Origin of the sequence: Methylomonas rosea (assembly GCF_024505055.1) — a bacterium.
In the GTDB taxonomy this organism is placed as follows: domain Bacteria; phylum Pseudomonadota; class Gammaproteobacteria; order Methylococcales; family Methylomonadaceae; genus Methylomonas; species Methylomonas rosea.
On record NZ_JANIBL010000024.1, the window covers coordinates 1 to 12,191 of the forward strand.

Consider the following 12,191-nt stretch of genomic DNA (forward strand, 5'->3'; position numbering starts at 1 on the left):
CCTTGCAAGGCGCGGTCGGCCGCTCGCTGGCGGTCGCGGCGGAACTGGCCGATGCGCGGCTATTGTTGGCGTCTACCGTGGCCAAGGCCTATTTCGAGTTGCTGGCCGCCAGCGAGAAGCAGGACATTGCCGAGCGTATCGTCACCGAGCGCCAGGCCTTGTTGAGGTTCGAACAAACGCGTCTGGCGACCGGTTTGGCCGCCGACGCACCAATATTGCAGGCCCGAATAGCCCTTGCTAACGCCGAGCAAGGTTTGGCTGCGGCACGCGCCGATGTGGAATTGAATAAAAACCTGTTGGCGGCGCTGGTCGGGAAGGGCGCGGATTGGGGCGCTGGTATCGTCATTGAACAAGCTCAGGTTGAGCAAGCGTTAACACTGCCGGTTGATTTGCCGTTGCATTTGTTGGCACATCGTCCGGATATTAGCGCGGCGCGGCTGCATGCCGAGGCAGCGGCCGAGGAAATCAAGGTAGCCGAGACGGCGTTCTACCCGGACGTCAATCTGGTGGCCTTCACCGGTTTGCATAGTGTCAGCTTGAGCGATGTGTTGTTGCAAGGTTCCAGCCTGGCTTACGCGATTGGGCCGTCCATAGAGTTTCCGATTTTCGAGGGCGGCCGCTTGCGCGCCAATCTGGATTATCAGCAATCTGCTTACGATGCGGCTGTCGAGCGCTATAACCGCAGCTTGGTGCATGCCGTGCAGGAAGTGGCCGATGCGCTGAGCCGCTGGCGCGAGCTTGATGCGCGCCTGACGGCACAGCGGCAAAGTGTGGCCGACGCATTAGCCGCTGAACAGCTAGCCGACAGTGTACATCGCCACGGCTTGTCTGATCGCGCCGCACCGAGTCTGGCCAAGCTGGAAGTCTGCCAGCAGCGGTTTCGTTTGGCGGCTCTGGTTGGCGAACAACACAAAGCTCGGATAAATATCATCAAGGCGCTGGGCGGTGGCTACAGCGACGCTAAACCCGCAACGCAATGACCGCAAGCATGCAAAGAAAAATTCGTCCACGTGAAATTCTGCGCCTACGCCGCCGACGGCTGCAAGGAGTAACTTTGGCATTATTGCTGGCTGGCTTGGCGTATCTGGCTTATTGGTGGCTGGTGCATCGCGACTGGATCGCCACCGACGACGCGTTCGTGGCCGGGCATTTGATTACGCTGAAAACGCAGACCGACGGTACGGTGGTGGAAGTGTTGGCCGAAAACACGTTGTGCGTGGCAAAAGGCCAGCTATTGGTGCGGCTGGATGGGGTGCATGCCGGCATTGCCTTGCAGCAGACGCAAGCCGAATTGGCGGAAGCGGTGCGGAATATTGTCAGTTTGCGCGCCAAATCAGAGACCTTGACGCAGCGGGTGCTGGTGAAACAAGCCTTACTGGAGCAAGTCTATCATGATCTGGCGCGCTTCAACGCGGCGGCCAAGGACGGTGCGGTTTCCGACCAGCAACTGCAAACCGCGCAGGACAAAATCCGCGAGCTGGACGCAGCTATTAGAGAAATTCGCGCCGAACAAAGCGGTGTCGATGCGCAATTGCTGGATTCGGGTGTCGATAATCATCCCGCCGTGGAAAAAGCCAAGAGCCGCTTGCGCCAGGCTTTTGTGGATTATCAGCGCCGCAATCTGGTGGCGCCGGTGTCGGGTTGCGTGGCCAAGCGTAAGGTTGAAGTGGGCGATACTCTAAAAGCCGGCGCGCCGTTGCTGGCTATCGTGCCGCTGGATGATCTGTGGATAGAAGCCAACTTTCTGGAAAGCCAGATAGCCGGGGTTAGGCCGGGGCAGGCGGCGGAAATTCGGGTTGCCGCGTATGGTGATGATCGGGTTTATCACGGCCGGGTACAAGGCATTAATCCGGGTACCGGCAGTATCTTTGCACTGTTGCCGACCGATAATGCCACCGGTAACTTCATTCATATCGCCGAACGTATGCAGGTACGCGTCGCGCTGGATGCCGCGGAACTCAAGGCCAATCCCTTACAGCCCGGCCTATCGACCTTAACCCGTATTAATATAGCGAAATCAGAAGGTTTGACATCGGCATCCTCGGTTACGCTGAATAGCGACGCTTATCGTACAAACGTTTACGACCGGGAGTTGGACGGCGCCGAACAGTTGATAGAGCGGATTGTGTTAGCCAATCGGCCGCAATAAGTGAGTGGTGTTCCGGCCAGTCATCTTGGTATTTCCACAAAATTGCTGCAATAAAACGCCGCTACGTGTATCTTTGCCTTCCGGTAAACATGACCGAAACCAATAGACTAAACCGGTGTTCGCAGTTGCGTGCGCGCCGCTTCTAAAAATTTAAATGACGGATTAACCATGTGTTTTAGTGCCAATATGTCGCTGGGATTGGGCGTCGCGGGCCTGGTCGCATCGAGTGTGACTTTTCTGGATAAAGACGAGACCTTTTGGGTCAGACTGGCTCGGGCCTATGCCATCTTCCATTTTTCTTTGATGGAATTCATTCAGTATTTCGGCTACCCGGTGGCCGATCAATGCGGTTACGGCACCAATTTATTGTTGAGCGAACTGTCTACTTACCATATTAGCTTGCAGGCTTTTGCGATCATGCCGGCTTTGGCAACGTACTCCTCCGATCCGCAGGCTTTAAAGAAAGCGTTTATGCTTGGCTCGACCTTGAGCGGCCTGTTTATAATCTGCTCGTTTTTGCCCAGAGAATGGCAGTTGTTTGGTATCGAACCGAACTTCATTGGCAATATGATGTCGTGTTTGTACATGGGCATTTATCACATCGGCTACGCCATCTCCAGCGCATTTGGCTTGTTTGTGACTCATGGTTCGCTGTTTGCGTTGGCCTGGAGCGGTTTTATTTGGAAGAACAATTGGCGCATCGCTTCTTACCATTTTGTGATGGCTGTGATGACCTTGTTCATGCCGCAATGGTTGTTCGGGGTTAGTACCGGTGAAGCGGCGGCGATGTATTGTTTTTATTCGATTCCGATCACCGCCAGTTTCATGCCGCAATTTAAAAAGTTTTTCTCCGCCCAATCCGGTGATTGGTCAGACGGTATTCCGGCCAGGCAGCAGTCTTGATGGCTGCGGTAGAGATGCAAGATGTGCGTCTCTACTGTCTCCACGCTTCAATAAATCCTTGATAGAACGCCGGGTCGGTGACGGTAGCGCCGCGCCGACCTACCAGCGCCGACGCAAAATCCTGCGCCCGCTTTAGCGTCTGAGCCATCGGCCAGTTCTCGGCAATCCCCAATAACAAAACTGCTGCAAACGCGTCGCCGGCGCCGACGGTGTCGACGATGTCGATGTTGCCGTCGGGGGCGATGCTGAATAATTCCCTCGACGAGTCCAGCGCCAGCGCGCCTTGTCTACCGCGGGTAACGACCACGCCGCTTAAATGATAAGTCTGCTGCAATAAGTGCATCTTGTTGCTTATGCTCTGCTCGCCGGGCAGCAGCAATTCCAACTCTTCGTCGTTCAATTTCAACCAATCCGCGCCGGCGCCCCATCCCAAGACTTCATCCGCTTGCCACCAGGGCGCGCGCAGATTCACATCCAGAAATATCGGGCCGCGCCAGGAATGTTTTAAATCGAGCAAGGTTTGCCTGGAGACCGGGTTTCGTAAGGCCAGGCTGCCGTGATAGAGCAAGCTCTGCGGGGGCTGGTGCTGCAATGCCTCCGCATTGATGTAGTCGTAAGCTTGTTGGTCGAGAATGCGATAGCTGGGCTGCCCGTCTGTTATGCTGACGGCTACGCTGCCGGTCGGGTGAGCAGCGTCGATTTGCATGGCGGATCGAGTCATTCCGACACTTTGCATGGCCGCGAGGATCTCGCGGCCGGCTTCATCTTCTCCCACCCGGCTGATAAACAAGGCTTGCCGGCCCAAAGCTTGCAGATGCCAGGCGACGTTAAATGGTGCGCCGCCCAGTATCCGGCTACCGTCCGGAAAATTGTCGAATAGCACTTCGCCGAAGAGGGTGAAAAAAGCTGTATGCATCAGTCTGGCCTCGCCGCAATTGCTGATTGAGGCCGGCAACAATAATCAAAGCGCACGGAAATGACAATCGGCTTTTAGCCGCTTTGTTCGTTTTCAGGGCACTTGTCGGCGAGTGTCGCACTGATGTGGTGCGTAATCTAGTTTGGGCGGCGAAGCGGCGATTTAACTTTTTGATAAATAGACATTAATAAGATTGGCATGTGGATTGCTGAAGGATGGTCATGAACATAAATACTTTTTTCGATGAAATGCGTACGTCAACCGGTAGCGTGCGGCGCCTGTATCAACCGTTCTCAGAGTGGCTGAGCGGTACCGATCACGCCCAGTTGATGCAGAAGTCCCGCGAAGCGGAAATGCTGTTCCGGCGGGTGGGAATTACTTTCAATGTCTACGGCGACGAGGCCGGCGCCGAACGGCTGATTCCGTTTGATGTCGTGCCGCGCATTCTGGCCGCCACGGAATGGCGGGTATTGTCGGCGGGCGTGATTCAGCGGGTCACGGCGCTGAATGCGTTTTTGAACGACCTGTATCACGATCAGGAAATCATCAAGGCCGGTATCGTCCCCGCCAGCATTCTGGAAAACGAGATGTATCGGCCGGAAATGCAGGGCGTGGACGTGCCGGGCGGCATTTATGCGCATATCGCCGGCGTCGATATTGTGCGTACCGCCGAGAATGAGTTTTATGTGCTGGAAGACAATCTGCGCACACCTTCTGGGGTCTCCTATATGCTGGAAGACCGCAAGATGATGATGCGTCTGTTCCCGGAACTGTTTCGCCGTTACGCAGTAGCGCCGGTCGAACATTACCCGCAGGTGTTGCTGAACAATCTGCGTGCCGTAGCGCAACCGGGTGTTTACGATCCTACAGTAGTGTTGTTGACGCCCGGTGCGTACAACAGCGCGTACTTCGAACACGCGTTTCTGGCGCAACAAATGGGTATCGAGCTGGTGGAAGGCCAGGATTTGTTCTGTAAAGATAATGCGGTGTTCATGCGCACCACCGAAGGCCCAAAGCGCATTGATGTGATTTATCGGCGCATCGACGACGATTTCCTCGATCCTTTGTCTTTCCGGGAAGATTCGATGTTGGGCGTGCCGGGCTTGGTTTCGGTATATCGCAATGGTGGCGTAACGCTGGCTAATGCGATTGGCACAGGGGTGGCTGACGACAAAGCCACCTACACCTATGTGCCCGACATGGTGCGTTTTTATCTGGGCGAGGAACCTATTCTGTCCAATGTGCCCACGTACAAGCTGGAAAACTCTGACGATTTGAAATATGTACTAGAGCATCTGGAGGAACTTGTGGTTAAGGAGGTGCAGGGGTCAGGCGGTTATGGCATGTTGGTTGGCCCGACTTCATCCAAACAGCAGATCGAGGAGTTTCGTGCGCGGATTTTGGCCGAACCTGACAACTACATCGCTCAGCCTACCTTGGCTTTGTCGACTTGTCCGACTTTAGTCGAACAAGGCGTGGCGCCGCGCCATGTGGATTTGCGGCCCTTTGTGTTGTCTGGCAAGTCCACGACGCTGGTACCGGGCGGCTTGTGCCGGGTGGCGATGCGGGAAGGTTCGTTGGTAGTCAATTCCTCGCAAGGCGGCGGCACTAAGGACACTTGGGTATTGACTGGAGACGCACCATGCTGAGCCGTACCGCTGATCATCTGTATTGGATGGCGCGTTATATCGAGCGCGCCGAGAACATGGCCCGGGTGCTGGATGTGACTTATCGGATGTCATTGGTCGCCAATAGCGCCTACGACGAAACGGCGCGCTGGAAACCGCCGGTGCAGATTGCTGATGATATCGAGGCTTTCGAGAAAAACTACTCCGGTTATACGGCGGCGAACGTGATTCACTTCATGGCGCTGGATGAGCGGAATCCGTCCAGCATCGTCAGCGCACTTGGCGCGGCCCGCGAGAATGCTCGCGCGGTGCGGGTGGCGATGTCCTCGGAAATGTGGGAGACCGTCAACGCCTTGTGGCTGGAACTCAGGCAACGGATTCGCCAGGGCCTGCGCGAAGCCGATATTTGCGAGTTTTGCGATTGGGTCAAATCCCGCTCGCATCTGTTTCGCGGCGTTACCTTCGGGACCATGCTGCGCGACGATAGTTACAAGTTTGTGCGTTTGGGTAGCTTTGTGGAGCGGGCCGACAACACTGCACGTCTCTTAGACGCCAAATATCAGTTGCTGTTACCGGTCGTAGATGCTCAAGAGGCCCAGGTCGACTATTACGAATGGAGTTCCTTGCTGCGTTCGGTGTCGGCATTCGAGGCCTACCAGAAAGTATTTCGGGATACTATCGAGCCCTGGAAAGTGGCGGAATTACTGGTAATACGCGACGATATGCCGCGTTCCTTGCACGCTTGCTATGACGAATTGGCGCCTATTTTGGAACAGTTGTGTCGGCAGCGGGGCATGGAGTGTCTGCGGCTGGCCGGTGAAAATCATGCGCGGCTGCATTACGGGCGGATGGCCGACATTTTTAGTATGGGCTTGCATGAGTTTTTGCAGGATTTCATTTTGCGCAACAACGCGCTTGGCGCCGAAATTCAGCGGGCTTTTTTAAACGGGCCGGAATAAATACATGATTGAACCGTGTCGGAAATATTTGATTTGCCGACGGTTTAAAGGACTTTTTGGCGATTCAGCCTAACGGACAAATAGAGTTAGAGGTAAACGAATGATAAATTCACTGATCCACCCCAAGCAGGGCGATAAGGCCAATTCGCCCTGGTTTGACGAGTTTCTAGTCAAATTATTGGAAAACCGGGATCGTACCGGCCTGACCGAAATGATCCGCGAAATCGACGCGTTGATGTTGACGGTGGAGCCGGGCTGTTCGGCGGCCTATGTCAGCGAATTGGCGTTGATGACGCCTTACCACTATTTGGTGACCTTGGAGTCCGAGAGCCATTGGACCCATGTGCTGCGGATCGATATGAATTCGCCGGACTTGTTAGTGCGGGAAGTACGTGTACCCGGTCGGGGCGACATCTTCCGCAGCCTGAACGAGGTGTATCCGATCGGCGCCCACAAGCCCAATTCACGCTATATGGGCGAGATTTTTCGGGTCAGTAATTTGCATGAAGTGGTCGAGCAGCAAAAAGCCCGGGAAATCCGCTTCTTCAATCAGGATCAAATCCGCAAACTGGAATTGCCGGGCAATATGGCTATCGTCAAGCCGTCGCCGTACACGCATAACATCGTTGCTTACTGGGAGCGGCCGCCGGAGGACATCAGAGTATATGCCTTGGGCAATAGCATCATCCTTGACGACGTGAATCGCGGTTACCTGCAAGCCAAGGAAATTCAGGAAGAATTGGGGCTGGACAAACTGATCCGGCCCATCGATCATTTAGCCACCCGGGTTTATAGTCAGAACCGGGAAGTGGCGATTTTGGAATATTTGACGCTGTCCAGCTATTACTATTGGGGGTCTTACGATATTGCCAATCAGAATTCGTCTACTAACGTGACCAAAAGCATCCATTATCCCGAGGAGCGGATCAGTCCGGCCAAAGTGTTTACCGCCGCCAATCATCCGTATTTTGTTAATCATCTGGTGGGCTTGCCGTCACCGACCGAGAGTTTTGTGCGTAACTATGGTCCGCGCTTGCACCATGTGGCTTTGGAAGTGGCGGATGGCGAGATTAACGGCCTAGCCAATATCGATTATGTGGTACAGGCTATCCGGGCCAGGGGCAAGGATTTTCTGCTGGATGTGATCGGCTCGCGCGAGGAAGGTTTGAAGCAGATATTTTCCAGCGCGTCCGAACATTCCTCCTTGATTGTGGAGTATGTACAACGTTTCGGTAATTTCGACGGTTTTTTCACCAAGCAGAATGTGGCGGAATTGACACATGCGGCGGGCGTGGAAGAAAACCTAAGGCTATTGCAGGCCGAGAGCGAAGCAGCCAATGCGGTGTCAGCATGAGTATCAGAGTCGCGATCAATCATAAAACCAGTTACCACTACGATCACCCGGTCCAACTGAGTCCGCATGTGTTGCGCCTGCGGCCGGCTTCTCACTCGCGGACGGCGGTCAGCGCGTATTCACTGACCATCAAACCAGACAAACACTTCATTAATTGGCAGCAGGATCCGTTTGGTAATTATCTGGCGCGCTTGGTATTTCCGGAAAAAACCATCGAGTTTTCGATAGAGGTGGATTTGATCGCCGACATGACGGTGATCAATCCCTTCGATTTTTTTCTGGAAGAGTATGCCGAACATTACCCGTTTAGTTATCCGGAGCAATTAGCCAAGGAACTGGCGCCTTACCTGGAAATTCGTGAGCATGGCCCTTTACTGAAATCCTTTCTAGTCGGATTGAAGCGGGATAAGCAAGGGATCGTCGATTTTCTGGTGGGCATCAATCAAGCTGTGAATCAGGTTGTCAACTATGCAATCCGCATGGAGCCGGGCGTGCAAAGTTGCGAGGAAACCCTGGAAAAGAAGCTGGGTTCTTGTCGAGATTCCGGCTGGTTGTTGGTACAGGTGTTGCGGCACATGGGTTTGGCCGCGCGCTTTGTATCCGGGTATTTGGTGCAGCTGGTAGCGGATGTGAAATCGCTGGACGGCCCATCCGGTACCGATCACGATTTTACCGATCTGCACGCTTGGGCCGAAGTCTATATTCCGGGCGCGGGCTGGGTGGGCCTCGATCCTACCTCCGGCTTATTCGCCGGCGAAGGGCATATTCCCTTGGCCTGCACCGCCGACTATGTCAGCGCGGCGCCGGTCAGCGGCGGCTTTATCGGCAAGGCCGAGACTACTTTCGGTTTTTCCAATCGGGTCAGCCGCATCCATGAGGATCCGCGCGTAACCAAACCTTACACCGACAGGCAATGGACGGACATCGAACGTCTGGGCGAAAAGGTGGACGCCGAGCTGAAAGCCGGCGATGTACGTCTAACGATGGGCGGCGAGCCGACTTTCGTATCCATCGACAACATGGATGCGCCGGAATGGAACACGGATGCCGACGGCGAGGAAAAGCGCAAGTTGGCCGGAAAATTGGTCAGACGTTTGCGTGACAGCTTTGCGCCGGGGGGCTTGTTGTATTTCGGTCAGGGCAAATGGTATCCGGGGGAGCCGCTGCCGCGCTGGCAGTTAGCGTGTTTTTGGCGCAAGGACGGCAAACCGATCTGGAAGAATCCGGCCTTATTGGCTGATGAGACCCGCGATTATGGCTTCGACATCAAGCAAGCGGAAGCCTTTATTCGCGATTTGGTCAAACGATTGGGCGTGGCCGGTGAGTTTATTCTGCCCGGCTTCGAAGATCCGCTCTACTACCTGTTACAGGAAGGATTGGTACCGAAAAACCTTGATCCTTTGCAAATCGATTTAAAAGACGACTTGGAGCGCAAGCGCTTGGCCAAATTGCTCAGCGCGGATCTCGGCGAGCCGGTCGGCTACGTTTTGCCGCTGCACTGGAGCTATCAAGCCAGCGCTTGGAACAGCAGTGCTTGGGAATTCCGGCGCGGGGAGATGTTCCTGGTGCCGGGCGATTCTGCTATGGGGTTGCGTTTACCTTTGAACAGTTTGCCTTGGGTGCCGTTTGAAAAGCGCGATCACCCCCATGAACGTAGCCTTTACGAAGCGGTGGAACCTTTGGGTGATATTGATTCGGAAGTTAGCCGTCGTTACAGTCAAATGGCAAAGCAGGAATTACATCCGACCGAAATGGATGCAGCCGACGATGATAGACCACACGATCCGGAATGGGTGCCGCATACCGCTTTGTCGGTGCAAACCCGTGAAGGCCGATTATATGTCTTTGTGCCGCCCACTACCGAGTTGGAGCATTATCTGGACATTATCGCATCGGTGGAGGCGACTGCTGCCGCGCTGAAAATGCCGGTAGTGATAGAGGGTTATCAGCCGCCGCACGATTTGCGTCTCACCCGCTTGCCGGTGACACCCGATCCAGGCGTGATCGAGGTGAATATTCATCCGGCCGCCAGTTGGAAAGAGCTGGTGCATAACACCACCACTTTGTACGAACTGGCCCGACTGACACGGCTTGGCACCGAGAAATTCATGTTGGATGGCCGTCATACCGGTACCGGTGGCGGCAATCACGTGACTTTGGGCGGTATTACGCCGGCCGATAGTCCTATTTTGCGGCGGCCGGATTTGTTGCGTAGTCTGGTCACTTATTGGCAGCATCATCCGGCCTTGTCCTATTTGTTTTCGGGCTTGTTTTTGGGTCCAACCAGTCAGGCGCCGCGCGTCGATGAAGCCCGCAATGACAGTTTGTACGAGCTGGAAATTGCCTTTCAACAAATGCCGGAGGGCGAAGTAGCCGCGCCGTGGCTGGTCGATAGGCTATTTCGCAATTTGCTGGTGGATATGACCGGGAATACGCACCGTAGTGAGTTTTGTATCGACAAACTCTATGCGCCGGGTACCGATGCCGGGCGGCTTGGACTCCTGGAGCTGCGTGCTTTCGAAATGCCGCCGCATGCACGCATGAGTCTGATGCAGATGCTGTTGCTAAGAACCCTGGTGGCCTGGTTTTGGCGCGAGCCTTACAAGAAGCCTTTGGTGCGCTGGGGAACGCAATTGCATGACCGCTTTATGTTGCCACATTTCATTGCCAGCGATATTTACGATGTGGCGCGTGATCTTCAGGCGGCCGGTTACGAATTCAAGACCGAATGGTTCGCACCGTTTTTGGAGTTTCGCTTTCCCAGGATCGGCAGTTTGCGGGTTGACGATTTGCAATTGGATCTATATCAGGCTATTGAGCCCTGGCACGTGTTAGGCGAAGAAATCACCAGCAGCGGCACCGCCCGCTATGTCGACTCCTCGGTCGAACGCTTGCAAGTGACGCTCAGCGGAGCGATGGGTGAGCGCTATGCCTTGACATGTAATGGTCGCAGGGTGCCGTTACGGGCTACCGGCAAGCAAGGAGAGTTGGTGGCAGGCATTCGCTATCGGGCTTGGAACCCGCCGTCAGCTTTGCATCCGACTATCGGCGTGCAGGCACCGCTGGTATTCGATTTGGTTGACACCTGGAACGGCCGGTCTATCGGCGGTTGCACGTATCATGTCTCTCACCCGGGCGGCCGCAATTACGACACGCTACCGGTTAACGCTTACGAAGCAGAAGGGCGCAGGGTTAGCCGTTTCTGGCAACATGGGCATACGCCGACCGATACGGTGTTGGAATTACCAAGTGAGGAGTTAAATAAAGACTATCCGTTTACACTGGATTTGCGCTGGAATGCGAGCTAAATAGAGCGGCGAAATTAAAAAACGCTCATCAGTGAGTGTCGGTTTTTTTTACAATTTAACTTGAAATTAACTCGATTTGCTATACCATCTTTTCTACGGGGCGAGAGAAAGTAACTATAGCTACTTGAACTTGTTAGGAATATTTCTTTATAAGGTTGGTGTCTCTTGAATCGACAGAAGCAGTCTTTCGATAGTTGTTTTGAGGTTTTTTTAGCCGATACACCGGAAAGTAAAAAAATTCATTATCAACTTAGGTATCGGGTTTATTGCGATGAAATAGGCTTTGAGGATAAGGAGCAGTTTCCGGCGCAGCTAGAAATGGACGAATGGGATAGTCGTGCAGTTCATTTTTTAGTCAGACATAAATACACGCAGCAGTGGCTGGGCGGATTGAGGATGGTCAGGCACAAAGGTCACGTTTTTCCGTTTCAGGAAAGCAGTATTACACATGAGAGGATACCGAGCGGCAGATACAAAAATTCCGTTGAAATTTCCAGGCTATGCATTACTAAGGAAGCAAGGCGCTTTGCTTTTAGAAACTCGGCCATAGACGCACCTGAAGAAAGTCGCAAAATTAGTTTCCTGCACGATTACCGCAATATCAATAGAAACATAATGTGGGGGCTGTATCGGGCCGCTGCGCTTTATTCGGTCCAGCAGGGCATTAAACATTGGTATATGTTATCCAATCCGGCACTGGCTTATAGTGTCAAAAAACAAGGCTTCGATATACAGCCCATAGGCGAGGCTGGCAGTCGTCAAAGTATGCGTATACCTTATTATTTGAGCGCAAAGCAAGTGTTGGATAATTCCTTATGGCTTGAGGATTACCGACACGATTTCCGGTTATATTCGGATATTACTAGTGATATTTCGGTCGATGCGGGCGGGCGTCAGGTAAAGCAAATCGGCGTTATTTCTTTTGTATCGAGAATCTGATTTATCTGTTTCAATCCGCCGTGTAAAGCCCTTCT

The 12,191-nt window shown here is 53.8% G+C and carries 9 protein-coding genes; 8 read left to right on the top strand and 1 reads right to left on the bottom strand.

Translation table 11 applies throughout. The features are described from left to right. The 3 genes from NP589_RS09440 to NP589_RS09450 all read left to right on the top strand — a co-directional run. The coding region (locus tag NP589_RS09440; protein WP_256606756.1) for an efflux transporter outer membrane subunit at nt 1–980 on the top strand (980 nt) is incomplete at its 5' end. Between the two features lie 8 nt (nt 981–988). Then, the gene (locus NP589_RS09445) at nt 989–2,149 is read left to right on the top strand and encodes an HlyD family secretion protein (RefSeq protein WP_256606757.1); all 1,161 of its coding nucleotides are present in this window, start codon (nt 989–991) and stop codon (nt 2,147–2,149) included. A 168-nt stretch (nt 2,150–2,317) separates the two neighbouring features. After that, nucleotides 2,318–3,052 (top strand): DUF5765 domain-containing protein, encoded by a 735-nt coding sequence (locus NP589_RS09450; protein ID WP_256606758.1) that lies wholly within the window; start codon nt 2,318–2,320, stop codon nt 3,050–3,052. Nucleotides 3,053–3,083: 31 nt separating this feature from the next. On the opposite strand, the gene NP589_RS09455 is transcribed toward NP589_RS09450, so the two are convergent. Beyond that, nucleotides 3,084–3,968, bottom strand: a complete 885-nt coding sequence (locus NP589_RS09455; RefSeq protein ID WP_256606759.1) for a PfkB family carbohydrate kinase — start codon at nt 3,966–3,968, stop codon at nt 3,084–3,086. Between the two features lie 215 nt (nt 3,969–4,183). Here NP589_RS09455 and NP589_RS09460 point away from each other — a divergent pair, with 215 nt between their 5' ends. The 5 genes from NP589_RS09460 (at nt 4,184) to NP589_RS09480 (ending at nt 12,156) form a co-directional block, all read left to right on the top strand. Beyond that, nucleotides 4,184–5,617 (top strand): circularly permuted type 2 ATP-grasp protein, encoded by a 1,434-nt coding sequence (locus NP589_RS09460; protein WP_305890973.1) that lies wholly within the window; start codon nt 4,184–4,186, stop codon nt 5,615–5,617. Next, nucleotides 5,611–6,555, top strand: coding sequence for an alpha-E domain-containing protein (locus NP589_RS09465; RefSeq protein ID WP_256606761.1), 945 nt, complete (start codon nt 5,611–5,613; stop codon nt 6,553–6,555). The genes NP589_RS09460 and NP589_RS09465 overlap by 7 nt, the downstream gene beginning before the upstream one ends. A 100-nt stretch (nt 6,556–6,655) precedes the next feature. Continuing rightward, nucleotides 6,656–7,909, top strand: a complete 1,254-nt coding sequence (locus NP589_RS09470) for a hypothetical protein (protein WP_064036042.1) — start codon at nt 6,656–6,658, stop codon at nt 7,907–7,909. Then, the gene (locus tag NP589_RS09475) at nt 7,906–11,217 is read left to right on the top strand and encodes a transglutaminase family protein (protein ID WP_256606762.1); all 3,312 of its coding nucleotides are present in this window, start codon (nt 7,906–7,908) and stop codon (nt 11,215–11,217) included. The genes NP589_RS09470 and NP589_RS09475 overlap by 4 nt, the downstream gene beginning before the upstream one ends. Before the next feature lie 165 nt (nt 11,218–11,382). Then, a complete protein-coding gene (locus NP589_RS09480) occupies nt 11,383–12,156 on the top strand; it encodes a PEP-CTERM/exosortase system-associated acyltransferase (protein ID WP_256606763.1) in 774 nt (257 codons plus the stop codon). Nucleotides 12,157–12,191 lie beyond the last annotated feature (35 nt).